The 24288-nt window shown below is 66.6% G+C and carries 21 protein-coding genes; 6 read left to right on the forward strand and 15 right to left on the reverse strand.

Annotated elements, in window-relative coordinates; genetic code table 11:
• Positions 1-76 precede the first annotated feature (76 nt).
• A complete protein-coding gene (locus tag ASE58_RS14360; protein WP_055822752.1) occupies positions 77-337 on the forward strand; it encodes a spike base protein, RCAP_Rcc01079 family in 261 nt (86 codons plus the stop codon).
• Positions 338-340: 3 nt separating this feature from the next.
• Positions 341-1732, forward strand: coding sequence for a hypothetical protein (locus ASE58_RS14365; RefSeq protein WP_055822754.1), 1392 nt, complete (start codon positions 341-343; stop codon positions 1730-1732).
• Positions 1733-1788: 56 nt separating this feature from the next.
• On the opposite strand, the gene ASE58_RS14370 is transcribed toward ASE58_RS14365, so the two are convergent.
• From ASE58_RS14370 to ASE58_RS14425, 12 genes are all read right to left on the reverse strand, one after another.
• Complete coding sequence (locus tag ASE58_RS14370) at positions 1789-2100, reverse strand: hypothetical protein (protein WP_055822756.1); 312 nt, start codon at positions 2098-2100, stop codon at positions 1789-1791.
• A gap of 60 nt (positions 2101-2160) precedes the next feature.
• Positions 2161-3099, reverse strand: coding sequence for a glycosyltransferase family 2 protein (locus ASE58_RS14375; protein ID WP_235513631.1), 939 nt, complete (start codon positions 3097-3099; stop codon positions 2161-2163).
• Positions 3100-3181: 82 nt separating this feature from the next.
• A complete protein-coding gene (locus tag ASE58_RS14380; RefSeq protein ID WP_055822762.1) occupies positions 3182-4210 on the reverse strand; it encodes an acyltransferase family protein in 1029 nt (342 codons plus the stop codon).
• 10 nt (positions 4211-4220) lie between these two features.
• Positions 4221-5609 (reverse strand): O-antigen ligase family protein, encoded by a 1389-nt coding sequence (locus ASE58_RS14385; protein WP_162233530.1) that lies wholly within the window; start codon positions 5607-5609, stop codon positions 4221-4223.
• 75 nt (positions 5610-5684) lie between these two features.
• Positions 5685-7136 (reverse strand): MOP flippase family protein, encoded by a 1452-nt coding sequence (locus ASE58_RS14390; RefSeq protein ID WP_055822767.1) that lies wholly within the window; start codon positions 7134-7136, stop codon positions 5685-5687.
• Entirely contained in the window at positions 7133-7963 is an 831-nt protein-coding gene (locus ASE58_RS17990) for a hypothetical protein (protein WP_055822770.1), read from the reverse strand. Before ASE58_RS17990 ends, ASE58_RS14390 begins: the two co-directional genes overlap by 4 nt.
• The gene (locus tag ASE58_RS14400; RefSeq protein WP_055822773.1) at positions 7956-9227 is read right to left on the reverse strand and encodes a lipopolysaccharide biosynthesis protein; all 1272 of its coding nucleotides are present in this window, start codon (positions 9225-9227) and stop codon (positions 7956-7958) included. The genes ASE58_RS17990 and ASE58_RS14400 overlap by 8 nt, the downstream gene beginning before the upstream one ends.
• 66 nt (positions 9228-9293) lie before the next feature.
• Positions 9294-10025, reverse strand: a complete 732-nt coding sequence (locus tag ASE58_RS14405) for a P-loop NTPase (RefSeq protein WP_055822775.1) — start codon at positions 10023-10025, stop codon at positions 9294-9296.
• Between the two features lie 20 nt (positions 10026-10045).
• Complete coding sequence (locus ASE58_RS14410; protein WP_055822778.1) at positions 10046-11386, reverse strand: GNVR domain-containing protein; 1341 nt, start codon at positions 11384-11386, stop codon at positions 10046-10048.
• Positions 11387-11423: 37 nt separating this feature from the next.
• Positions 11424-12635, reverse strand: coding sequence for an ATP-binding protein (locus ASE58_RS14415; RefSeq protein ID WP_055822781.1), 1212 nt, complete (start codon positions 12633-12635; stop codon positions 11424-11426).
• 29 nt (positions 12636-12664) lie between these two features.
• Positions 12665-13468 (reverse strand): polysaccharide biosynthesis/export family protein, encoded by an 804-nt coding sequence (locus ASE58_RS14420; RefSeq protein WP_055822786.1) that lies wholly within the window; start codon positions 13466-13468, stop codon positions 12665-12667.
• Positions 13469-13486: 18 nt separating this feature from the next.
• Positions 13487-14713, reverse strand: coding sequence for an outer membrane beta-barrel protein (locus ASE58_RS14425; protein ID WP_055822788.1), 1227 nt, complete (start codon positions 14711-14713; stop codon positions 13487-13489).
• A 346-nt stretch (positions 14714-15059) separates the two neighbouring features.
• On the opposite strand from ASE58_RS14425, the gene ASE58_RS14430 reads away from it, so the two are divergent.
• On the forward strand, positions 15060-18422 hold the full coding sequence (locus ASE58_RS14430; RefSeq protein WP_055822790.1) for a family 16 glycosylhydrolase: 3363 nt from the start codon (positions 15060-15062) through the stop codon (positions 18420-18422).
• Positions 18423-18493: 71 nt separating this feature from the next.
• Here the strand turns inward: ASE58_RS14430 and ASE58_RS14435 are convergent, their stop codons facing one another.
• The 3 genes from ASE58_RS14435 to ASE58_RS14445 are packed head-to-tail and all read right to left on the reverse strand — an operon-like array spanning position 18494 to position 20971.
• Positions 18494-19039 (reverse strand): Smr/MutS family protein, encoded by a 546-nt coding sequence (locus tag ASE58_RS14435; protein ID WP_055822795.1) that lies wholly within the window; start codon positions 19037-19039, stop codon positions 18494-18496.
• Complete coding sequence (mltA, locus tag ASE58_RS14440; protein ID WP_235513632.1) at positions 19020-20306, reverse strand: murein transglycosylase A; 1287 nt, start codon at positions 20304-20306, stop codon at positions 19020-19022. Before mltA ends, ASE58_RS14435 begins: the two co-directional genes overlap by 20 nt.
• 20 nt (positions 20307-20326) lie before the next feature.
• Positions 20327-20971 (reverse strand): Tim44/TimA family putative adaptor protein, encoded by a 645-nt coding sequence (locus tag ASE58_RS14445; protein WP_443024669.1) that lies wholly within the window; start codon positions 20969-20971, stop codon positions 20327-20329.
• A 180-nt stretch (positions 20972-21151) separates the two neighbouring features.
• On the opposite strand from ASE58_RS14445, the gene secB reads away from it, so the two are divergent.
• The 3 genes from secB to trpS are packed head-to-tail and all read left to right on the forward strand — an operon-like array spanning position 21152 to position 24283.
• Positions 21152-21652, forward strand: coding sequence for a protein-export chaperone SecB (gene secB / locus ASE58_RS14450; RefSeq protein WP_055762125.1), 501 nt, complete (start codon positions 21152-21154; stop codon positions 21650-21652).
• A 29-nt stretch (positions 21653-21681) separates the two neighbouring features.
• Positions 21682-23262 (forward strand): murein biosynthesis integral membrane protein MurJ, encoded by a 1581-nt coding sequence (murJ, locus tag ASE58_RS14455; protein ID WP_055822801.1) that lies wholly within the window; start codon positions 21682-21684, stop codon positions 23260-23262.
• A 16-nt stretch (positions 23263-23278) separates the two neighbouring features.
• Positions 23279-24283, forward strand: a complete 1005-nt coding sequence (gene trpS / locus ASE58_RS14460) for a tryptophan--tRNA ligase (RefSeq protein WP_055822804.1) — start codon at positions 23279-23281, stop codon at positions 24281-24283.
• The last annotated feature ends 5 nt before the right edge of the window (positions 24284-24288 follow it).

The following is a 24288-nucleotide window of genomic DNA, read 5'->3' on the forward strand; positions in this document are numbered from 1 at the left end:
CTTTCCTACAGCGAAATCGTGAACATATAGGGAACGCCTGTTGGCATCATCGGGGTGCCGACGACGGAGGCGTTCCATGGCATATACCAATCATCCCGACACGGCGAACGGGCCGGCGCTGGCCCCCTATCCCATCGCTCCGAGCGACACCGCCGAACTGCCCGCATCGCCCAAGGGCATCTATGTCGGTAGCGGCGGCGACGTCACGCTGCGCGGGGTTGAGGGGGCGGCCGACGTCACCTATCGCAACCTGCCCGACGCATCGTACATCGCGGTGCGGGCGCGCTTCGTCCGCGCGACCGGCACCACCGCATCCAACCTGATTGCGGAGGCCTGACCCATGACCGCAAGGCAATCGGGGGCGCAGGGCGGGATCACCGACCGGGCGCTCGATACGAAGCTGGCCACCCGCAACCTGCGCATGCCGGCGAACAACCGCATCGCGGTCTTCGGGCCCAGCCATGCCGCGCAGCATTTTGCCGGCACCAATGCGGCGGGCGATGTGCCGACCCTGCTCGGCCAGACGGTCGGAGCGGTGCACTGGGCGAATTTCCTGTCGGGCGGTCGCGCGGTGCTGGAGCCGGCCGACATGATCGCGCGCAACGGCGAATGGACCGGGCCGATGCTGTGGAACGGCATCGACTATCCGGGGCTGGGATCGCGGGTCGACCGGCTGCTGGCGACCGGGGTCGGCCATGTCGTGATGGTCGCGCCCACCGCGAACGATCGCAACGCGTGGAGCGCGGCGCAATCGATCGCCAACCTGACCGGCATCGTCGACCGGATTGTCGGTGCGGGAATGCTGCTGACCATCCTGCTCGATTATCCGCATGGCGCGGCGGCCTATACCGCGATGCGACTGTCGAACACCGCCGCCAGTCCGCAGCTCGACCATTGGAGCGTCGTCAATCGCTGGCTGCTGACGCTGCATGGCCAGCGCGGCATCCGCGCGGTCGATACCCCGGCGATCCTGGGCGACCTGACCAGTGCGGAGGGACAGGCGATGGCCGGCGTCACCATCGACGGGCTGCACCTGTCGACCCAGGGGGCGTATCAGGTCGGGCGGGTGCTGGCGCGCGAGTGGCGGCGTATCTATCCGCTGGGCGGCGTGCTCCCATTTGGACAGGCGGAGCGGGCCGGTCAGGCGGGCGTCAACCCGGCGGCGGCGCTGTCGACCCAGCCCTATTTCGGCGGGACCGGCGGGACGTTGGGATCGGGCGCGACGGGACAGATCGGCACCGGGTGGACGACGTTGCTGGCGGCCGGGGTCAGCGGTGCCTATGCGAAGGTCACGACATCCGCGTTTGGCGGGCGCAGCTATCTCGACGAAGATGGGCCGCCGACAAAGGACTGGCAGCAGGTCACGCTATCGGGCACGGCCAACGGCACCGCCGATGTCATCCTGTTGCGCCAGACGATCACGCCGACGATCGGCGACGTGCTGCGCGCCATCGCCGAGATCGAGGTCGATCCGGGCACGACCGGGCTGTCGGGGGTTGGTCTGTATCTCTTTCACAGTGGCAGCGGGCAGCAGATCCGCGCGTTCGGCACCCCGGCGACGGGCCTTGCCGATCCGTGGCCGGCGCAAGGCATGGCCGGCATCATGCGCAGCCCGCGCTGGATCGCGGACAGCACGCAATGCTATCTGCAACTAAGCGCAAAGCCGATCAGCGGCGCGACCGTCGCCGCGACGATCCGGGTGCGTGGCATGGCCGCCGGCAAGGCGCTGTAGCAGGTCGATCGCCGGGCGGTACGCAACCGTCCGGCGATCGGCGATTTCGGCACGCGTCAGGGAATGCGCTGCGCCGAACAGTCGAGGTCACCGCGTACACCGCCATCGAAGAAGCTCGGCTTGCTCAGCGTACAACCGGTGGTGCGTTCCGCAGCGGTGCGGAACCGCGCGAGGATCGTGTTGTTGCGCGGTGCGGCCGGGTCGCCTCCGGTGATTTCGACCATGTCCGGTGGCAGGCGACGCACGACATAGGGCCAGCCTGCAACCTCGATCCGCTTGGTATCGTCGATCACCGCCGGTTTCGGGTCCGGACGCGGCGGCGGGACCGGCAGCATGGTCTGATAGGCGATGAGGGCGAGTAACAGCATGGGCGTAGAGATGGCGATTGCCGCGCCGCAGCGCAACCGGCGATTGGCCGGACGTCCGGGTCAGGCAGGCGGAACGACCGTACCGCGCAACTTGCCCCGCCACGCGATCCACTGGTCCGCAGCCTTGCGATAGGCGCGCTGCGGCAGGAAAATCTGGATGAAGACGGTGCTAGCCAGACGCGGCGAATAGGCCCCGCGGAGCAACGCCGCCATGTACAGCCGGAACGCGGCCATCGGATCGGTGTGCCGCACCACCTTGGCGATGTGCCAGCCGAAATAGCCGCGATAGGCGCGTTCGGGGATATGCGGGCGCAGGTCGGTCAGCCACTGCACCTTTTCCGCGCGATGCCCCCGCGCCGACAACCGGTCGTCGCGTGGATCGTCGGCCCAGATCACGCTCGGCGACCGGGTCATGCGGAAACGACAGCCGGCCAGCGCGAGCCGAACCGCGAAATCGGTATCGTCGCCGAAGGTGACGTCCGCGCGGTACCGGACCTTTGCCGCGATCGCTCGCGGGACCAGCAGCCCGCTGGTCTGCACGAAACCCCGGTCGCACATCAGATAGGACGCCATGTCCTCCTCTTCACCGATACCACGCGGCGGCTTGACGACGAAGCGGCCGCCACCGCGATCGGCCTTCACCGCCGAATAGGCCGCAACTTGCAAGTCGCCATCGGCCATCGCCATCAGCTCGGACAGGTGATTGGGCAGGAACCAGTCATCCGAATCGAGCAGCGCGACATAATCGCCGCGCGCCACGTCGAACCCGTGATTGCGCGCGGGCCCGGCACCGCCATTGGCGATCGCGATCACGACCAGGCGGGGATCGTCGATCGCACGCAGCCGCGCCACGCTGTCGTCGCGCGACCCGTCATCGATGACGATCACTTCCAGCGGTGCGAAATCCTGCGTCAGCGCGGACTGCACCGCCGCGACGACCGCATCGGCCCGGTTGTAATTGGGGATGACGACCGAAACCGTCGCGCCCGGTGCGTCCATCACCATCCGCGATCGTCCCGACCTGCTCGCTTTGTCAGCGCCACCCCAAATCCCTTTCACCCACCCGTCGGCCTGTGCCGCATCAGGCGATATATTTCCCAATTCGCCGAATGACCGGCATCCGGACGATGATCGCACGTGCGACGATCGGCCCGACCACCCCCGCAACCATCAACACCGCGAGGAACGGCGCATTCCATCCTCCGTCCGCCGGAAACAGACGGAGCCAGACCAGCTTCGCCACGCCGATGAAAATAGTATTCATCAGGTAGATTGCCATCGAGTTAGCGCCGACGACCCGCAACAACCGCGACCGCTGCGCGATCGGGAAAAGCATCGCCCCGTGCAGCGCTGGAATCGAGAGCAGTCCGCAATACAGAAGCGCGAAGGGATGCCACGGCCCCTGCGAAGCGGCGGCGGCGAATAGCAGCGTCAGCGGCAACCACCATCGCTTCAACCGCGCGACGCACCAGTCCCAATGGAGCCACGCCCAGCCGCCGGCGACGAAAAAAACATAATAGCGCAGCAGACGCGCCAGATAGAATCGCTCGGTGACCGCAAAATATTCCGCGCCCATAGATATGATCAGCGCCAGCCCGACCAGCCATGCCAGCCTTCCCCGGAAACCTGAGAACAGGAACGGCGTGACGAGCGAATACACGAACAAGACCAGCAGGTACCAGATCGAGATCGTCGGGTTGTCCGGCGTGTTCGACAACACCCGCCACAGCCCGGCCGGAATGCTGCCAACACCTTCATGCACCTCGCCGAACTGCGCGGCCACGGCCTTGCCGACGATGATGACGAGGCCGAAAAACACGAACGGGACCAGCAGGCGATCCGCCCGCGATGCAACCAGCGACCGCCACGCCGCTCCGATACGGAGATGCGCGTTGGTCAGGAAGAAGACATAGCCGCTCAGATACAGGAAGAACGGCATGTGGAAGGTGTAGATGATGTCGCGCGTCGTCGCGTACCACGCGGTTTCGCCGGGGGACGCCGCCTGCACGAGATGGCCATAGACCACCAGCAACATGCCCAGCCCCTTGGCCACGTCGATATGCAGCAGTCGCTGGCGCGACTGGCGCGGTGCCGGATGCTCCTGTGCCATGCCCCGCCCCTTATCCTGGTTGCTGCTGGCGATAGCGCCGCGACCAACCGTGGCGACGGACGGGCCGGGTGGTGTCCCAGTTCGTATCGACCAGCCACTGGTCCTCGCCACGCAGCGCCGCGACATACCGCGTGTGCATGATGAGGATGAACACGACCACGAACGACCAGCTTTCCTTGTCGGGGGCGAAGAACTGCGCCTCGGTGAAGTTCTGCACCACGCCAAAGAACCAGACCCCAGCCCCCATCGACGCCAGCGGAAGGTCGCGATCGGATGCCGTCCAGAACCGGTAGAAGGGGAGGACGACCAGCGCGACCAGCGCCAGAATCAGACCAATGATGCCGGTGGTCAGCAAAATCTCGAAATAGCCCGAGTGCGAGTGTCCGACCGCCGCGACGACCTTGTTCACCCCCAACCGCAACATCGGCGACGCTTCACCGATCGCGTAGAACGAGCCGTAGCCCGATCCGAGCAGGAAATGGTCGCGGATGTACGGCATGATCGATGCCCAGATCGCCACCCGTCCCGACAGGGTCTCGTAATCCGAGAAATAGGCGTAAACGAGGTCCCAGTTCATGGCGACCAGCATACCTGCCGTGGCGACAAGCAGGATCAGCCCATACCAGAACAGAATACGCTTCGACGGATTACCCACCCGGCAGCGATACAATATGTACGAAAAGATCAGGCTGATGCCGACCCAGCCCAGCGACGTCTTGGAGTGGGTCTTCGCCAGCACTAGAACGGCGCCGAGACACAGGACGATGTCCAGCCAGTGTCGCCGACGCCAGCTGTGATGGAAAAAGATGATCGTCGCATAGGCCATGACCGCGCCGGTCACGTTCTTGTGCCGAAAAATCCCTTTCCACGTCCCGATCAATTCCGGATCGAGCTCGTTTGCCGGGTGGACCGCAAACGAGAAAAGCGGGATCGACGACAGGCTGGCCGTGACGATAGACGCGACCACGGTCAATCCGAGAAAGATGTACATGATGCGTACCGTCTTTCGCGCGCCTAGAATCTCGATGGCGAATGCCATGCTGGCAAGCACGACGACCATGCCCAGCGAACGACGGATCGAGATGCCGGGATCGATCGCCCAAGTCGCGCTCAGCAGACACCACATGCAGGCAATCAGATAAGCATATGAAATGGCATGCAGGTTCTTCAAGCCGCGCATGTAGAAGACGACGACCGTCACGACCCCGAAGAGAGCAAAATAGAAGAACTGCCGGAACGCGCTGCCAGCCTGCGCAGCCAGCACTTCGCCATCGAGATTCTCTGCCGCAGCATACGCATCGTTCGCCGGCATGTAGCGCAGATTGACGCAGATCATGTAGAACAGCGCGAGCAGCACGAACTGGAAGAACAGCTGCACCCGCCGGTCATAGCGCAGCATTTCGGTCGAACGGTGCCAGCTTCGCTGCGGCACAGGTGCCGGGAGCATCGTTTCGGGGATCGTCGTCGCCATGGCCTAAGCCTCCGCCCTGCGCCGGCTGACCAGCGCCATCATCGACAGTACCCAGCGCCGGTTCAGGAACCAGCTGCTGCCAAGATATACCAGCCCCCCTGCGATACCGCCGGCCACGATCCGGATGAAGTGGTCGGTAATCGGCATCGCCACGAACAGGCCAACGGCCGCCGCAGCGGCGGTGGCCACCAGGGGGCGCAACCATTGCACATTATACTCGACGAACCCCGCGCCGGTCAGCGGCCGGATGACGCCTGCCCACAGCGCGATCGCGAAGACCGCATAGAAGATGGTGATACCCACCGCGACACCCATCGCACCCCAATGCGCCGAAATCGCGGCGGTGATCGCCAGCGCCACCGCAACGCTCAGAGACTGGATCAGCGCGACCTTCGACTTGCCGGTGCCGTAGAGCAGGCTGCCCACCGGATTGCCCAGCGAACGGAACATGCCCCACAGCGCGAACATGCCGAGCAGGTCGGCGGCATCGCCCCAGCGCGGCCCCAGTGCGATCAGCGCGACGTCCTGGCGAAAGGCGGCGATGAAGCCGTAGATCGGGAAATTGATCGCCGAGGTCATCGCCAGCGTCGTCAGATAGACGTTGCGGATGCGCCCCTTGTCATGCTGCACCTCGGCCAGCAGCGGCGTGCCGACCCGCGTGATGATTGGATTGGTCGCCATCATCACCTTCAGGCACAATTCGCGCGGCACCGAATAGATGCCGAGCATCGTGCTGCCGAGCAGCCGCCCGACGATCAGGATGTCGATCTGCACCGCGGCGGTATTGGCAAGGCTGGCGCCCAGCAGATACATGCCCGATCCCAGATACGGCCTGGCATCGGCGAAGCGGAAATAGGCGCGCAGGTGCCAGTCGTCCGACCGCGCGAAGATCCAGTAGAACAGGCTGTTGCCACCGCTCAGCAGCAGGATCGCCGCGACCAGCGCATAGACCCCCGCCCCGTTCCACGCGAGGATGATCGCTGCCAGCGTGCTGATCGCCGCCGAACACAGTTCGACGATGGCGATGGTGCGGAACTCCAGCCGCTTTTCGGCCAGCACCTTGATCTGTTGCCCCAACGCCAGGAACAGGAACGATAAGCCCGACAGCGCGAGCGGCAGCGCGGCGCGCGGATCACCCAGAAAACCGGCCAGTGCGGGCGACGCCGCCGCGACGATCCCGGCCAGCGCCGCGCCGATCGCGACGTTCAGCCAATACAGCGTGGTCAGCGCGCCGTCGGAGATTGTCCGGCTGTGGATGATGACCGAGCTGACGCCCAGATCGGCGAACAGCTGGACAAAGGCGGTGACGGTCAGCACCATCGCCATCAACCCGAAATCATGCTGGGTCAGCAGGCGGGCGAGGACGAAGATCTGCAGCGTCTGCAACAGCACCCGCCCCGCCGTGGCAAAGCTGGTCCACCGCACCGCGGCGACGGCGCGACCCTTGATTGTCATCGGATATTCTCCGGCACGCCGTAAGCTTCGACGATCTGGGCGATCTGGCGGTCGTTGTTCGAGTCGTTGACGAAATTGACGTTCATCAGCGCGACTTCCTGCGACCCCGGCCATTCGCGGAAGCGGCGGCGCGGGCCGACCCGGCGCACCGTCGCGCCCGACAGCCGCGCCATCCAGTTCAACCACACATCGTCGGTCGTCGGGCACAGTTCGAGCAACCGGTCGACCCGCGTAACGTCGGGATGAAAGATGCCCGGCGGATAGAGGATGCCGCCAATGCCGGTGCCGAAGAGATTGGGGCTGTCGCCCAGATCGGCGACCTGATGTTCCCAGTCGACGTAGGGGGCCAGGCCGTCGCCCTGCCGCTTCATGCGATGGGCGCGGGCGCACAGGATTTCGCGACGGTCGGCGCGCCAGTCGTCGACCAGATACCCCAGCCAGTCGGCGGGGTAGTAAACGTCGTCGTCGGCGGTGACGATGGCTGCGTCGGGATACGCCTCCAGTGCGGGGATGATCTTCTTGTACGAGCGCAGATCGGGGGTGGTCCGGATCGTCAGCCCATGGGCCTCCAGCGCGCGTACCTCCGCCGGCAGCGCGTCGATATCGGCCGGGGCGATCCACAGCACCGTCGCATCGGCCTTCACCGCCTGCGACAGCAGGGTGGCAAGCGTGGGGGCCAGCGTGTCGAACCGCTTGGAATAGGAGGTCAGCGACACCACCAGCGGGAAAGGCAGGCCATGCGGCCGTTGCCGCACCGTGCGCAGCCGCACGAAGGCGTAGCGGCGCAGCGCCCCCAGATACAGGGTCTTGGCAAGAGCCTTAAGCATGGTTCCGTTCCCTCGATACCGTTTCCCGGCGGTCGCGGCGCCAGCGCCGCTCGGCCACCACGATGCCCCACATCATCACCATCTGCCCCAGCAGGATGCCGATCAGCGACCACGCGGCGGCAAGGCTGGTCAGCACCAGCACGACGCCGGCGATCGACACGCCGCATGCCACCATGCTGGCCGTCGCCAGCGCGCGAAACCGGTCGGCGGCCTGCAACAACACGCTCGACGGCGTCATCAGGCATTGCAGCAGCGCGATCACCCCGGTCAGCACCACCGCGATCTCGACCGATTGCGCATCCAGCTTTGCCGGGACGACGGTGCCGGGCACCAGCCACAGCATTCCCGCCGCCAGCGCGATCGTGCCGGCCCATAGCAGCAGCAGGACCAGCAGGAAATGGCGGCGCGACCGCTCGGCCGCATCGACGCGCCCGGCGCTCAGGTCGCGGGCCATGCGCGGACGTTCGGTCTGGGTCAGCGCGGTCACGCAGACGTTGAGCGGGCGCAGGAAGAGTGCGGCGACGCTGAGCGGCGCGAACGCGTCCGGCCCCAGCATCGCCGTCACCAGATAGGCATGGCCATTGGTCGTCGCCTCGCTGGTCACGACACCGACCAGCGCCCAGCTCGCCTGATCGCGCCAGATCGGGCGATAGGCACCGAAGGACGCGATCCCGACCAGCTCGCCGATCACCGAACCGAACGGCACCAGCGCGAGCAGCGATGCCACCACGAACCCGGCGGCGATATGCGCCAGCCCGCCGCCCAGCAGCAGCACGCCCCCGGCCCACAGGCCCAGGATCGCGGCATAGAGCAGGTCGGACAGGGCCGCCCGCATCGGCTGGTCGGCGGCATAGGCATGGTTGCGCCCGAACCAGCGGATCAGCGCGAGGAACGCGGTCGCGCCAAAGCCCAGCCCGACCGGCAGCGAGGACGCACCGACGCCCATGACGATACCGACCAGCACGCCATAGCCAGCCGACAGCGCGAGATTGATCGCACGCAATGTCGGCAGGCCATCGGCGCTGTCACCCGCGCGGTGGGCAAGGATCGAATAGGGTGCGCAGACCAGCGCATTCGACAGGCCGAAGCCCAGCTGAATCAGGACGATCGCAAAGGCGAGCAATCCGACCCCACTGGCCGGCAGCCGGGCGATCGCCACCAGCTGGATCGCGAAATGCGCGACCGAGACGAATGCCGACGAGCCGCTGACCAGCCCATAGCGGCGCAGCACATCAATCCAGGGGGGGGTGCGGCGCGGGTTCATGCGGGCGGGATCGTCATCGTCTTCCGACCGGGCGACATCGGGACGTCGCCCAGCCGGAACACCGGATCAGACGAGGACCGACCCGGCGACGGGGATGCCGCGCTGGTCGAGGACGTCGACGATGCGGCGGATGTCGGCGATCTTGGTCCGGTGCTTTTCCGCGACGATCACGACATTGTCGAACCCGGCAAGCAGGTTGCCCAGCGCCAGAACGCGGTCGCCCATCGCCGGCAAGGCGACGATGATCTGGCGAACGCCCGGCATCGACCATTGTTCGACCTGATCGACCAATGCGCCGCGCTCCAGATGGCTCGCCTGCGATGCGGCATCGCTGCCCGCCGGCAGGACGAACAGGCCGGGGATCGCGGTCCGCTGAGCGGCGATTGGGGCATCGGGCGTGCGCAGGCTGTCGGCGAGGCCCGGTGACTCGGGCACGCGCAACAGCGATGCGATCGCCGGATCGGCAAGGCCGGCATCGACCAGGCCGGTGACGGTTCCCATCTGGGCGAACACCGTCGCCAGGTTCGCGCTCAGCACCGAAGGCGCATCGCCGGGCGAGACGCCGACGATGGCGGTCAGCGCGATGCGGGTGGCCATGCCCGTCTGCTCGCTGGTCCCCGCGATCACCTTGGCCCGGATCGCGCGGATCTTGGCCACCATGTCGTCGTTGCGGAACGCCGCGACGACCAGCGGGTCGACGCGCTGGTCCCCCGGCTGCAACAGCGACCGGGCGTCGTCGTTACCCTGAACGGGCGTGTCCCCCGCCCCCTGGCGATGTACCGTCGATTTCAAACGCATAGGATGTACTTTCCCGAAGCTTAGGCGTGACGGAGCGCAAGGGCGGTGGAGGTGTCCGAGCTGCCGTCGGTGAAATCGGCCAGGACGTCGAGTTCGGTCGCCTTCGACAGCCCGCTGACCGAACGCGCCCGCGGCGATGCGATTTCGAGGAACAGCGCAAGGCCGCAACCCAGCACGCCACCGAACACCAGCCCGCCCAGCAGCCACAGCAGCACGTTCGGCTTGAACGGCAGCAGCGGTGCGACCGCACGGTCGAGGATCGTCGTGTTGGCGCGCGACACCTCACTCTTGAGCGCGGCATCGTTCAGCCGCTGGCGCACCGTTTCATAGGTCTGGCGCGCGGCATCGACGTCGCGCTGCAGCACCGACAGCTGGTCCTGCGTGCCCGACATGCGCAGCATGCGCGACTGCTGTTCGGCAAGGCGGCTGCGCAGGTCGGCCTCGCGCCGCACCGCTGCACCGCTGGCGGCCGACAGGGCGTTCGACTGGATACCGCGGGTTGCCGCCAGCTGGGCGCGCAGCGTCGCCACCTGGGCCTGCGCCGCGACCATCTCGGGATGGTTCGGGCCGAGCGTCCGGGCGAGTTCGGCGGCCTCGGCCGACTTGATCGCGACCTGCTGCTGCAGACCCTGCACCGACAGCGCGGCGTTGACCTCGGGCATGTTCGCGCCACCGGCCTTCGACCGTGCCTCGGCGGCGGCGGCCTCTGCGCTGGTCAGCTCGGCCGACAGGCTCTTCAGCTTTTCCGCCTCGACGTCCATGCGGTCGACGCCGATGATACCGTTGGCGCGCTGGAAATCGGTCAGGCGACGCTGGGCCGCCTCGAACCGCTCGCGGACTTCCGCCGTCCGCTGATCGTACCAGCGGGCGTTGACGCGGGCCGGGTTGACGCGCAGCTCGACCTGCTTGGCGAGGAAGGTGTCGGCGAACAGGTTCGCGACCCGTGCGGCCGTTTCCGGATCGCGGTCGATGAAGCCGATCGTGATCACGTTGCTCTGGCGATCGGTATCGACGGTCAGGTTCTTCGCGATCTCTTCGCGAACGCGCTGCACCTCGACCGGATCATTCGGCTTTTCGTTCAGACCGGACTTCGCCGCCACTTCGGACAGGACCAGTTCGCTGCGCAGCACGCTGACCTGCGTGCCGATGATCGAATCAATCACGGCGGCGCTTTGCTGCTGGTCCTTTTCCGACTGGTCGGTCTGGGCAAGGTCGACCAGCAGCGACGAGGTCGCGCGGTACTGGCGCGGCTGGATCAGCGCCAGCGTCGCGGCCAGCGCGAACACCACCCCGCCGACCAACAGGATCAGCAGCAGCCGGGTTCGTACGACCTGCCAGAGATCGGCTAAGTTGAAGCTCATTTCGTCACACCTTTCCGGGGGCAGGCCCCGTCCCCGATCACTGCCCGCCGAACCGGCGCGCCCCGACCCCATGTTCGATCATCAATCCCAGGAACTGCGGCGCCAGGCTGTCGCGGAACATCACCGCGCCATGCGCCATCGTCACCAGCGCCGGGTCCACCTGCACCATCGCGCGGCCAAGCGAAGCATCCGCTGACTCACCCGCGCCCAGCGTCGCATGTTCGACCAGCCGCAGCAGATCGTCGTTGACCCCCGGCTCACCGACGGCCCGCGCGAAAATGCGATGGTCGTTGCCGCTGATGTCGGCCCAGGCCCCGAATGCGGACTGGAACCCGCGCATCACATCGGCCATCTCGATCCGGTCGCTGCCCCGCGCGTTGGCGACCAGCGCCGATTCCACCCCGAACAGGCGGGCATGATAGGGCGAGCCATAGGCCGAATGCACGATCGCCGCCGCCGCGTCGGGCGCAAAGGTCATGCCGCTCTTGCCCGCACAGGTCTCCAGCAGGCTGCGCAGGTCGTCGGCCGCGATCGGCCCGACCGGCACGACCAGCATATGCCGCCGCAGCGACGGATGACCGCTGATCAGGTCGTCGACATTCGCCGCGATGCCGACGATCACGACCTGCACGCGCGCATGCATGTCGCTCAGCAGCTTCATCAGCGCGGCGACTTCGGACTGGACCGCCGGATCGTCGATCCGGTCGAATTCGTCGAGGACGAGGACGGTCGACTGCCGCACCTCTCCCAGGGCCGTTGCCAGCTCGCGCGGGCCGAACGGCGTCGTCTCCAGCGCGGCCAGCCGCTGCATCAGCGCGGTATCGCGGCCGGTGCCGGGCAACGATTCGAGGAACGGGCGGAACAGATCGGTGAAGCCGATATTGCCGCTGGTGGATTCGTACAGGACGACCTGGCCCACTTCGTCGGCGAAGTCGCCGAACACGCGGACCAGCGACGTCTTGCCCGACCCGCGCGCGCCGAACACGACGACGTGCTTGCGTTCCCACACCACGCCGCGCACCATCCGGTCGACTTCTTCCGTCCGGCCCGACAGGCCGAAGCGGTCCTCGACCGGCAACGCCGCTGCGAAGCCGCGATGGATGCGCAGCCGACGATCGGGCTGTTCGACCGGCGCGGCAGGCACCGCCGCCGGCGGATACGGCACGACGCGTTCGATCCGCAACGTGCCGCTGCCGGGCGGATCGATCAGCCGCGCGAACATGGCCTTCAAACTGGCGAACACGCCCATGCGAAATTCCCTTTAGAGACCGGTCGCGATCAAAACAGCTTTTCCTTGATGATCAGCACGTCCTCGGGCTGCACGACATCGTCGAGGCCCAGCCCCTCCACCTTCTTGCCGCTGCGACGCACCTCGATCCGCCGCGTCGATCCCGCCAGCGTCGGGCCGCCGGCCCGCGCCAGCGCCTGGCGATAGGTCATGCCCGGCTGCACCGCGAAGGCGCCCGGTTCGTTCACCTGGCCATAGACATAGACCATTTCGGCCGGCGGTACGAACAGCGTATCGCCCGGCCGCACCAGCCGCGCGCCGCCCGCCGTCAGATCGGCCAGCGACAGCCGCTCGGGCGTGCCGTTCATCGGGGTCAGCACGACGACATTGGCACCATCGGCCCGCACGCCGCCCGCCCGCGCGACCAGCATCGCGATGGTGTAGGGGCGGTCGAGCGGATAGTTGCCGGCATTGGGCACATTGCCCAGCACCGTCGCCGACCGGCTGACATAGTTCGAAACCTCGACGCTGATCGACGGCTTGGTCAGGTATCCGCGACGCGAATATTCGGCGGCCAGGCTGCGCGACAGGTCGGCGGCGGTCATGCCGGCGGCCCGCACCGGGCCCAGCAGCGGCATGTTGACCGTGCCGTCGGCGGCGATACGCGTCTTTACCGCCATGTCGGTGCGGCCATAGACGCTGATCGCGACTTCATCGTCGGGACCCAGGATATAGCCCGCCTGCGGCAGCGTGGCCGCCGGCGCGGTCGCCGGGGTCTGCGCCGGGAGGACCGACGTGAAGGTCATTGCGGCAAACACCGCCCCGCCGACCAGGCGCATCTTGTTGCTGTTCATCTTGGCTCAGCCTTTTCCTCAGAATCGCATTTCAGCAGACGCGGTGACGCGCGTCGCATCGAAATCGCCGATCGATGGCTCCGTCTTGCGCCGCGAATGGGTCGCGTCGAGTCGCAGAAACAGGCGCCCGGTCATCTGCCGTGCCAAACCGGCACGGAAGATCGGCGACTGATCCTTTTCCAACCCGCCGCGCACACCGTTCGGGGGCGCGCGGAAATCGCGTGTCCGGTAATCGAAACCGAGCGTGGCGGACGTCAGTTCGTTGACCTGCATCTGCCCGACCAGGCTGTAGCTCGACTGCACGGCATAGGCGGTGGTCAGCAGCGTATCGAACACGACCGACCGCGCGGCCGTCGCCTCGATCTTCAGCGGGGCCAGCGCGCGGCTGACGACCTGCGCACGCCAGCCAAGGCCGCCATAATCCTCGATCAGCGGGTCCTGGCTGCGCACCGACAGCCAGTGGAGGTCGACGCTGGCGGTCAGCAGCGGCGACACTGCACGGTCGATCGCCACCCCGGCGCGGTCGACCGAACTGTCGCCCCGCACCTGGTTCGGACGCACGATATCGTCGCGGCGATAATAGGCGAGCGCCTGCCCCAGGCTCGGCCGGCGATACCCGATGCCGACGACCCCGGAGGTCGTGCGCTGATCGGCATATTCGAATTCACCGTCGTTGCTCGACTGATACCGCTCGGCCGACAGCAGCGGATAGAGACCCGCCGGCCGCTGACACGTCGCGGTCGCGCCGAAGCGCGACGTGCGGATGGTGTTGTCGAGCGGAGCGTTCAGATCGCCGAAATCGGTGCGTTCGCGGCGATATTCGCCGTAGGGCGTGACGCTGCACGTACCCGCGATCCCCGCCGTGCCGCGTGCGTTCAGCGCGATACGCGGACGGCTGCGATCCGGATGGAAGGTAAAGACTTCGTAGCCATACAGCGCACTTGCCGTCACTTGCGCACCGGCGAGAACCCGGTCGACCTGCGCCGTTACCGACGGCGCGACGATCAGCTCGTCTTCCCGGCCCGACGCCCCCTTGATGGTACGAAAGATGTTGTCGTCATAGGCGACCGACAATGCCGGCGTGATCCGGATATCGTTTTCGCGCAGCGACACCGGTGCCGACGCGACCGCCGACGGCAGGTATAGTGACAAGGGCTGCTGCACATCGCGCGATCGCCCGGCGACATCGCGCGGCTGCGCCACGGCAGGCACGGCGCCCACCAGCATCGCCGATGTCAGCACCATACCCACACTGCACCGTTGGCGCGCGCCGATTCGCTTACGGATTGGCACCTTGCATCTCCAAGCTGCGCCGGTTTCAGTCATGGGTCCGCCTAACCCAGGATGATGGCGACGTCAAAACAATGCTGCATTGCAAAAAAAACCAGCATTCCGGTGCGCCTGAGGGCAAAACGCCCCAATCGACACGCCGCATCCGTGTTCAGTCCGCACCGTACCGGATCGTCAGCCCCAGCGAACGACACACTGGCTAGGCAAATTAAGATGAACAATGATTTAACTTCATGCGCAAGCCGAAACTTTACAGCAAATCGGCGATCCGATGACCGATTGGTCAGAGGGATTCGTCCACATGGATTACGTCAACGGCGCAGGAAAGAAGCTTTCGGTTTCGGGGGCTGTTAAGAGCGGCGCGACAAAGAACGCCGACGGCAGCGTCAGCACCGGCAATGCCGACAATAACAGCCTGCATAGTCTGGGATATGGCAAGGCGGTCAGCACGCTGATCGGTGGTGGCGGGGACGATACCTATCACCTCTGGTCGAAGGCGAACGTCGTCGAGAAGGCCGGCGGCGGGATCGATACGCTGATAAGCCATGTCGAGACGAGCAAGCTCCCGGATCATGTCGAGAACCTGACGCTGCAGGGCGTCGATACGCGGTTCGGCTTTGGCAATGCGCTCGACAACATCCTGACCGCGAACGACGTCGGCAGCGAACTGGACGGGGGCCTGGGCGACGACGTTCTGGTCGCGGGCAAGGGCATCGACACGATCGTGCTGCGCAAGGGCGAAGGGTCGGACGCGGTTTACAATTTCAACGTCGCGCAGGACAATGTTCGCCTCAGCGGCTTTGGCTATCACGACTTTGCCGAGCTCAAGGCGCGCATGACGCAGACCGGCGCGGACGTGACGATCGCCCTGTCGGACGACCAGCGGGTCGTGCTGCGTGATACCCAGGTCGAAGCGCTGTCGGCCAAGAATTTCGAACTCGAGCTCGACCGCAGCAAGCTGAAGCTGACGTTCGAGGAGAATTTCGACAAGCTGGTCACCCAGTCGCAGGGCGGGTTCTGGCGCACCGACTGGGGTAACGGCGGGACCAACGACAATTACCGCCCCGGCGAAGTCGGCGCCTATGTCAACGACACCTTCAGCAGCGCGTCCAAGCTCCTGGGCGTCAATCCCTTCTCGATCGACAACGGTGTGCTGGCGATCACGGCGAAGCCGGCGGGCGACCTGTCCTCGCTGCTGAACGGCAGCAGCTATACCACCGGGGTCCTCTCGACGAAGGACGCCTTCTCGCAGAAATTCGGCTATTTCGAAATTCGCGCGACCCTGCCCGAAGGGAAGGGCTTCCTGCCCGCTTTCTGGCTGAAGTCGGCGGATGGCCGCTGGCCGCCCGAGCTGGACGTCGTGGAAGCCGTCGGCGACCGGTCGGACACGATCTACATGAGCAGCCACACGGCGGCGACCGGCACGCATACGATGCAGAGCCAGACGACGCATGTCGATTCGAGCGAGCCGCACACCTACGGCATGAACTGGACCAAGGACTCGCTGGTCTGGTACATCGATGGCGTCGAGGTCGCGCGCTACAAGTCGCCGAGCGATGCGACGGCCGAATTCTACATGATGATCAACCTGGCGGTCGGCGGCAGCTGGCCGGGTGCGCCCGATGCCACGACGGGCACGGGGCAGTTCAAGGTCGACTATGTCCGCGTCTATGCGAACAGCGACACCGAAAGCTACACCAGCAAGGGCGAGACCTTCTACCTGGACGACAGCGTGCCACACACGCAGGGCACGTTCGGCGACGACCTGCTGACCGGCGGCGCGGGTGCGGACGTGATGGATGGCCGCGCCGGCCATGACAAGATGTTCGGCGGCGCGGGCAACGACACCATGGCCGGTGGCGCGGGCAACGACCTGCTCGACGGCGGGACCGGGGCCGACGACATGGCCGGCGGCGACGGCGACGATACCTATTATGTCGACAATGCCGGCGACCGGGTCAGCGAATATTATAACAACGGCAAGGGCGGCTATGACAAGGTCTTCGCCTCGGTCGACTATACGCTGACCGCCAATGTCGAGGACCTGACCCTCATCGGCAATGCCCGCAGCGGCACCGGGACGGAGCAGGACAATATCCTGACCGCCAACGACCTGGGCAACACGCTGCGGGGCCTGGGCGGGCATGACACGCTCTATGGCGGGCGCGGCGACGACCTGCTCGACGGTGGCGCGGGCAACGACAAGCTCTACGGCGGTGCCGGCAACGACACGATGATCGGCGGCGATGGTTATGACACGCTGTACGGCGGCGACGGCAACGACATCATCGACGGCGGCGCGCACAACGACATGCTCTACGGCGATGCCGGCAACGACAAGCTGTATGGCGGGCCCGGCAACGATACGCTTTCGGGCGGATATGACGCCGACTTCATGGCCGGCGGCCAGGGCGACGATTTCTATTATGTCGACCATGTCGGCGACGTGATCGAGGAACTGTTCGGAGAAGGCTATGACCGGGTCCGCTCGTCGGTCGACTACACCCTGTCCGACAATGTCGAGGAATTGCAGCTGGTCGGCCCGGCGATCACCGGCATCGGCAATGCCCAGAACAACACGCTGTACGGCAACGAAAACAACAACCGCCTCTATGGCGGCGGCGGTGACGACGTGATGAATGCGGGCCTCGGCAACGACCTGCTCGACGGCGGGACCGGCGCCGACCGGATGACCGGCGGCGATGGCGACGACACCTATTATGTCGACAATGTCCGCGACACCGTGATCGAATTCTACAACGGCGGTGCCGGCGGCTATGACAAGGTGTTCGCCTCGGTCGACTATACGCTGAGCGCCAATGTCGAGGATCTGGTCCTGACCGGTACCGCCATCCGGGGCAACGGCAATGCCGACAACAACGTCATCACCGGCAACGATCAGGACAATATCCTGAACGGCGGCGACGGCAACGACACGCTGTATGGCGGGGCCGGCAACGACACGCTGTACGGCGGCAATGGCTGGAACACGTTGTACGGCGGCAGCGGCAACGACACCTTGTACGGCGGCAGCGGCAACGACACGCTGATCGGCGACGACGGCGACGATCAGCTGGTCGGCAGCGGCGGCGACGACCGGTTGATCGGCGGCGACGGCAACGACGTGCTGAACGGCGGCGTCGGTGCCGACCGGATGGAAGGCGGCGACGGCGACGACATCTATTATGTCGATAATGCACGCGATACCGTCACCGAATATTTCCACGCCGGCCTGGGCGGACGGGACAAGGTGTTCGCCTCGATCGACTATGTGCTGGGCGAACAGGTCGAGGACCTGACGCTGATCGGCAACGCCGTCCGCGCCACCGGCAACGCGCTCGACAACTTCATCGTCGGCAACAAATGGAACAACGGCATCGACGGCGGCGCGGGCAATGACCGGCTGACCGGCGGCGGCGGGGCCGATACGTTCCTGTTCAGCGGCGTGTCGGGCAACGACGTGATCACCGACTTCGACGGCGACGACCGCATCGACCTGCGCGGCTGGTTCGCCGACGGCGCGGTCGACATGAAGAAGCTGTCGATCGTGAACGGCGACCATGGCGCGATCGTGTCGATGGAGGGCCATGGATCGATCGAACTGCTGGGCGTCATGGCCAACCAGCTGTCGGTCAAGTCGTGGGGCATGATCACCCACAGCTGATCCCCAGCCCCGGTCGGCACGGGCGGCAACGAGGGGAGGCTCCGGCACATGCCGGAGCCTCCCTTTCGCGTTTAGCGCGCCACTGGCCGCCGCAGGATCAGGTACAGCGCCCCCTGCCCGCCATGGCGCGGATGCGCCGGGCGGATCGAGGCTACGCGGTCGGCATGCCGCCCCGCCAAAATCCAGTCGCCCACCGCCGCGCGGATCGCACCGCGCGCGTGCGGCCGTTCCGACTCGGGACGCGGCGGCTTGCCCGTCACCAGCAGCAGCACCCGGTCACCGCGCTGGATCGCGCGGGCCAGCCCCTGATCGAGCAGCAGATGCGCCGATTGCAGCGTGTGGCCGTGCAGGTCGATCGTCGATTCCGGGCTGACCAGCCCGCGCGACAGCCGCCGGTCCCAACTGGCATCAAGCGTCGGCCCCGGCGTGCGCGCCTTGGCCGGCGCGGGCAGCACGGCGGCCGGACGCGCCCGCACCGGCTTGGGCGCCGGCGCACCGTGCTTTTCCATCGGCGTCGGCGCAACGGCGACCGGGCGCGCGGCGTGCAGCGGCTTTACCGCCGCGACCACCCGCGCCCACAGCGCCGCCTCGCCCGGATCAAGGCGTCGCCCGGCCACCCGCAATCCGTTGGACGGTGCCGACCGGCAATAGCAGGAACGCGGTGCCGCGCGCGCTCATGCCGCCGGCGATCGCCCGCGCCTCGTCGCCCGCGCCCCAAAAGGTGTCGAAGCGATTGGTGCCCTTGATCGCGCCACCGGTATCCTGCGCGACCCACAGTCCGCTGGCATCGGTGCGGTCCATCGACAGGAACACCGGCGCGCCCAGCGGCACGAACCGGGTATCCGCCGCGACACTCGCCTGTCCCGTGACCGGCACGCCCAGCGCGCCCAACGGCCCCGCACCGGTCAGTTCGCGGAAGAACACGAAGCTCTTGTTCTCGCGCATGATCGCGCGGCCCTGTTCGGGGTTCGCGCGCAGCCACGCCATCAGCCCTTGCATCGACGCCTGTCCGGGCTGCACCAGCCCGCGATCGCGCATCAGCTTGCCGATGCCGGTATAGTCACGGCCATTCTGCCCGGCATAGCCGATGCGCATCACGCCGTCATCGGGCAGGCGCAACCGGCCCGACCCCTGCACCTGCAGGAAGAACATCTCGACCGGATCGGCCGCCCACGCGATTTCGAGACCCCGCCCGGCCAGCGCGCCATCCTCGATCGCGGTACGGTCGAAATAGGGTACGAAGGCCTTGCCATCGACCCGCCCGCGAATCTTCTTGCCCTTCAGGTCGGGCGAGAACAGGCCAAGATCCGCCTCGACCAGATCGCCAGGCACCCCATAGATCGGCGTTTCATAGCCGCTGCGACGGGTGCGCGAGCCGTGGATTTCGGGTTCGTAATAGCCGGTGGCGAACGCCTTGCCGTCACCGACCTGCGCGGTTTCGAACCATTGCGCAAAGAACGCGCGTGCGCCGCCGTTGGAGACGCCGCGCGCGGCGTCGCATGCGGCCTGCCAGTCGGCCGGCCGCGTCAGCCCGGTCGGGTCAGCCTTGCGCGTGACCGAGGGGCAACTGATGCGGAATGCCGCCAGCGCGCGGGCGGCAACGTCCTCGGGGATCGGCAGGCTGGCGACCGGCGGCCCGGCGACGATCCCGGCGGCAAGCGCGGTGGTCGCGCCGTCGACAGCTTCCGTACCGGTAATCGGCGGCAACGGCACCGCAGCGGTCGGCTGTCGCACCGGCAGGGGCCGGGTCGGGGTACCCGGTGTCGCGGTTGGACGCTCATCCGCATCCCGCTCGGGCGCCGGTCGCGATGCCGCGCTTTCCGCACCGCCCGGCACGATCGCATTCGAACAGCCGGCCAGCAGCAGCGCGGCGAGTGCCGCCATCCCCCCCTTATGCATCGCCGTCAGGCTTCGTCGGTGTCGGCAAGCTTCCAGTTCGGATCGCTGCTCTTGAGCACCCGCAGGAACGTCCACACGTCATGCGTCTCGACCGCATCCGACAGCGACCCGGCAATCATGTTGCCATCGGCGTCGCGGGTGATCGCGGCGATATCGGCATCGAAGCGCACCGCAACGCGCGCCACGCCACCTTCGACCGACGCTTCGGTCACGACCGCGCGCTCGATCGACACCAGCCGGTTTTCCAGCGTCTGGCCCGCCGCGTTGCGATCGGCAATCGCTTGCGCAAAGGCTTCGCGCACATCGCGCTCGGTCAGCCATTCCAACGTCGCCTCATCGCCCTTCCAAAAGGCTTCGAGGATCATGCGATAGGCCGACTTCGCTCCTTCGACGAATTGCGCCACGTCGAACGTCGGGTCGGCGGCAATCAGCGCGCGCAGGCCGGCTTCGGCACCGCTTTCGACATGGCGGGGGCCCAGCACGCGCGCTTCGGACGTCACCTCGATCGGGCGGGCGACGGGCTGCGTGCCGATGCGTTCCTCGGCCGCGCGCGGCAGGGGTTCATGACCGGTACGCTTGCCCAGTACGGCATAGAGCCGCATGGCCAGAAACGCCGCGATCATCGCGAGCAGGACGACAAAAACCACCATGCCTTCACTTCCTTCCGTCGACCGGACATAGGACCGATCGGGCGCGGATACAAACGCTGCGGCGGCCATCTGTTTCACCGGGTGGGTCGACCCGTTGAATCGCGGTCCTGCCGCTGCTAGTCCGCGCCATCTTAACGCGGCAAGCGCCAAAGCTTTCCGCCGTAGCGGACAGGAACTACCATGGAAGATCAGAACGACGCCACCGGCATCGACGCCTTTGCCAATGGGGACGACAGCCAGCCGTCGGTCAACGTCATCACCCAGTACGTGAAGGACCTGTCGTTCGAGAATCCGAACGCGCCGGGCGTGTACCAGGTGCCAGGCAGCCCGAAGCTGGACGTGCAGTTCAACATCGGCGCCAACCAGGTCGGCGACGATGTGCACGAAGTCGTGCTGAAGATCGAGGCGCGCGCCGAGATCGAGGACCAGGTGATGTACCTGGTCGACCTGTCGTTCGCCGGGCTGTTTGGCCTCCGCAACATTCCGGCCGAGCATCTCCAGCCGTTCCTGCTGGGCGAAGCGCCGCGCATCCTGTTCCCGTTCGCCCGCCGGGTGCTGGCCGATGCGGTGCGCGATGGCGGCTTCCCGCCGCTGATGCTGGAGCCGATCGACTTCGCGCAGCTCTACATCACCCAGGCCGAACAGCAGGCCGGGATCGGCGAAGTCGCCGGCCACGCCTGAACCAGACCGGGCAGGCGCGGGCTAATCCCATGAAGCTGGCGAAATCGCTGGGATCGGTTGGCGGGCTGACGCTCGCCAGCCGGGTGCTGGCGCTGGGACGCGATTCGCTGCAGGCGACGTTCGTCGGCGCAGGCTTTGCGTCCGACGCGTTCCTCGTCGCGTTCCGCCTGCCCAACATGTTCCGCGCGCTGTTCGCCGAAGGGGCGTTCAACGCCGCTTTCGTGCCGCTGTTCAACAAGAAGGTGGCGGAGGGCGATGCGGCCGCCGAGGGCGAGGGGCTTGGCGTCGCCATCGCCTTTGCCCGCGACGTTCTGTCGGTGCTGCTGCCGGTGCTGATCGCAGCGACCGTCGTGATGCTGATCGCGGCGTGGCCGCTGACTTGGGCTTTGTCGGGCGGGTTCAACGATCCGACGCCCGACCAGTTCGCGTTCGCGGTCATGCTGTCGCGGATCACCATCCCCTATCTGCTGCTGATCTCGATCGTTTCGCTCCTCGGCGCGATCCTCAATTCGCTCGACAAGTTCTGGGTAAATGCCGCCGCGCCGATCCTGCTGAACATCGCGATGGTTGCCGGCCTCCTGTTTTTCCACGGGCCGGACCCGTATGCGACCGCCCGTGTGCAGGCATGGGCGGTGACGGTGGGCGGCGCGCTCCAGCTTGGCTGGCTGATGCTGGCCTGCCGCCGCGCCGGCGTCTCGCTGAAACCCCGCCGCCCGCGCATGACCGATGATGTCCGCGCGATGCTGAAGCTGATCGTGCCCGCCGCCGCGGGTGCGGGGGCGATGCAGTTCAATCTGGTCATCTCGACCGCGCTGTCGGGCAAGCTGCTCGATGCCGGATCGATCTCGTACATCTATTATGCCGACCGCCTGAACCAGCTGCCGCTGGGACTGATCGGCATCGGGCTGGGCACCATCCTGCTCCCCACCATCTCGCGCCAGCTCAGCCGCAAGGACGATGCCGGCGCCATGGATACGCAAAATCGGGGTATCGAACTGGCGCTGCTGCTGACGCTGCCGGCGACCATCGCGTTCCTGACTGTCGCCGAACCGATCATCCGCGCGCTGTTCCAGCATGGCGCGTTCGGCGCGGAGGACACGATCCGCTGTGCCCAGTCGCTCGCCGCCTTCTCGCTCGGGCTGCCGGCCTATGTCCTCATCAAGGTGCTAACGCCGGGCTTCTATGCACGACAGGACACGCGGACACCGGTGCGGTTCGCGCTGTGGTCGATCGGGGTCAACATCGTCCTCAACCTCGCGCTGATCCCGACCGTTGCGCATATCGGCCCGCCGCTGGCGACCGCCGTCGCGGCATGGGTCAATGTCGCGATGCTGTATGTCACGCTCAAGCGGCGCGGGCATTTCGCACTCGACCGGCAGCTGACCCACCGCCTGCCGCGCTTCGCCATTGCCGCGCTGCTGATGGGCGCCGCGCTATTCTTTGCCGATGGTCTGGTCGCGCCATGGACGACGGGGGCGGTCGTGACCCGCATCCTCGGCATGGTCGCCCTCGTCGGCGCGGGCGCCATCGTCTATGGCCTCGCCTGCCTTGCCACCGGAGCATTCCGGCTGGCCGATCTTCGCGCGCTGCTCCGGCGGCGTGCCGCGTAACCTGTAGGAAACTCCCATGCGTGTCGTCTCCGGCATCCAGACCACCGGCAATCTCCACCTCGGCAATTATCTGGGCGCGATCCGCAACTGGGTGCGGTTGCAGGACCGGATGGGCGCGGACGATGTGTGCCTGTTCTTCCTCGCCGACCTCCACGCGCTGACCGTGACGCAGGACCCGAAGGAACTGGCGTCGAACACGATCGAGATGGCGGCGACCCTGCTGGCCGCCGGCATCGATCCCGATCGCTCGATCCTGTTCAACCAGGCGCGGGTGCCCGCGCATAGCGAGCTGGCGTGGATATTGGGCGGCACGGCGCGGGTCGGCTGGCTGAACCGCATGACCCAGTGGAAGGACAAGGCCGGCAAGAACCGTGAAGGGGCCAGCGTCGGGCTGTTCACCTATCCAGTGCTGCAGGCTGCCGACATCCTGGCGTACCAGGCGACGCATGTGCCGGTCGGCGAGGATCAGAAGCAGCATCTGGAGCTGGCGCGCGATATCGCCACCAAGTTCAACCTCGATTTCGGGGTCGAGCTGTTCCCGCTGCCCGAACCGATGATCCCCGAGGATACGCCGCGCATCATGAGCTTGCGCGACGGCACCGCGAAAATGTCCAAATCCGATCCGTCGGACATGAGCCGCATCAACCTGATCGATTCCGACGAGCTGATCGCGACCAAGTTCCGCAAGGCGAAGACCGACCCCGAACCCCTCCCCTCCGAGGTAGCTGGCCTCGCCGAACGGCCCGAGGCGCGTAACCTCGTCACCATCTATGCCGCGCTGTCGGGCGGAACGTCGCAGGACGTGCTGGCGCAGTTCGGCGGACAGGGGTTCGGCGCATTCAAGCCGGCGCTGGCCGATCTGGCGGTGGCGAAGCTCGGGCCGATCCGCGACCGGCTGGTGGCGCTGCTGGATGACCGGGCGGCGGTCGGCGCGACCCTGGCCAAGGGCGCGGCGAAGGCCGAGGCGCTGGCGCGCCCGACCCTGCGCGCTGCGCAGGAGGCGTTGGGACTTCAAGTCTGAATTTT

The organism is Sphingomonas sp. Leaf9, from assembly GCF_001421355.1.
Taxonomy (GTDB): Bacteria; Pseudomonadota; Alphaproteobacteria; order Sphingomonadales; family Sphingomonadaceae; genus Sphingomonas.

Bases quoted from the DNA above. Each gene is read 5' to 3' on its own strand.
- ASE58_RS14415 (WP_055822781.1), bottom strand. From the start codon at position 12,635: ATGGGCGTGTTCGCCAGTTTGAAGGCCATGTTCGCGCGGCTGATCGAT.
- ASE58_RS14380 (WP_055822762.1), bottom strand. From the start codon at position 4,210: ATGGCACAGGAGCATCCGGCACCGCGCCAGTCGCGCCAGCGACTGCTG.
- trpS (WP_055822804.1), top strand. From the start codon at position 23,279: ATGCGTGTCGTCTCCGGCATCCAGACCACCGGCAATCTCCACCTCGGC.
- secB (WP_055762125.1), top strand. From the start codon at position 21,152: ATGGAAGATCAGAACGACGCCACCGGCATCGACGCCTTTGCCAATGGG.
- murJ (WP_055822801.1), top strand. From the start codon at position 21,682: ATGAAGCTGGCGAAATCGCTGGGATCGGTTGGCGGGCTGACGCTCGCC.
- ASE58_RS14370 (WP_055822756.1), bottom strand. From the start codon at position 2,100: ATGCTGTTACTCGCCCTCATCGCCTATCAGACCATGCTGCCGGTCCCG.
- ASE58_RS14410 (WP_055822778.1), bottom strand. From the start codon at position 11,386: ATGAGCTTCAACTTAGCCGATCTCTGGCAGGTCGTACGAACCCGGCTG.
- ASE58_RS14405 (WP_055822775.1), bottom strand. From the start codon at position 10,025: ATGCGTTTGAAATCGACGGTACATCGCCAGGGGGCGGGGGACACGCCC.
- ASE58_RS14390 (WP_055822767.1), bottom strand. From the start codon at position 7,136: ATGACAATCAAGGGTCGCGCCGTCGCCGCGGTGCGGTGGACCAGCTTT.
- ASE58_RS17990 (WP_055822770.1), bottom strand. From the start codon at position 7,963: ATGCTTAAGGCTCTTGCCAAGACCCTGTATCTGGGGGCGCTGCGCCGC.
- ASE58_RS14365 (WP_055822754.1), top strand. From the start codon at position 341: ATGACCGCAAGGCAATCGGGGGCGCAGGGCGGGATCACCGACCGGGCG.
- ASE58_RS14360 (WP_055822752.1), top strand. From the start codon at position 77: ATGGCATATACCAATCATCCCGACACGGCGAACGGGCCGGCGCTGGCC.
- ASE58_RS14425 (WP_055822788.1), bottom strand. From the start codon at position 14,713: ATGGTGCTGACATCGGCGATGCTGGTGGGCGCCGTGCCTGCCGTGGCG.
- ASE58_RS14445 (WP_443024669.1), bottom strand. From the start codon at position 20,971: ATGGTGGTTTTTGTCGTCCTGCTCGCGATGATCGCGGCGTTTCTGGCC.
- ASE58_RS14430 (WP_055822790.1), top strand. From the start codon at position 15,060: ATGGATTACGTCAACGGCGCAGGAAAGAAGCTTTCGGTTTCGGGGGCT.
- ASE58_RS14385 (WP_162233530.1), bottom strand. From the start codon at position 5,609: ATGCTGCGCTATGACCGGCGGGTGCAGCTGTTCTTCCAGTTCGTGCTG.
- ASE58_RS14420 (WP_055822786.1), bottom strand. From the start codon at position 13,468: ATGAACAGCAACAAGATGCGCCTGGTCGGCGGGGCGGTGTTTGCCGCA.
- mltA (WP_235513632.1), bottom strand. From the start codon at position 20,306: ATGGCGGCACTCGCCGCGCTGCTGCTGGCCGGCTGTTCGAATGCGATC.
- ASE58_RS14375 (WP_235513631.1), bottom strand. From the start codon at position 3,099: ATGGACGCACCGGGCGCGACGGTTTCGGTCGTCATCCCCAATTACAAC.
- ASE58_RS14400 (WP_055822773.1), bottom strand. From the start codon at position 9,227: ATGAACCCGCGCCGCACCCCCCCCTGGATTGATGTGCTGCGCCGCTAT.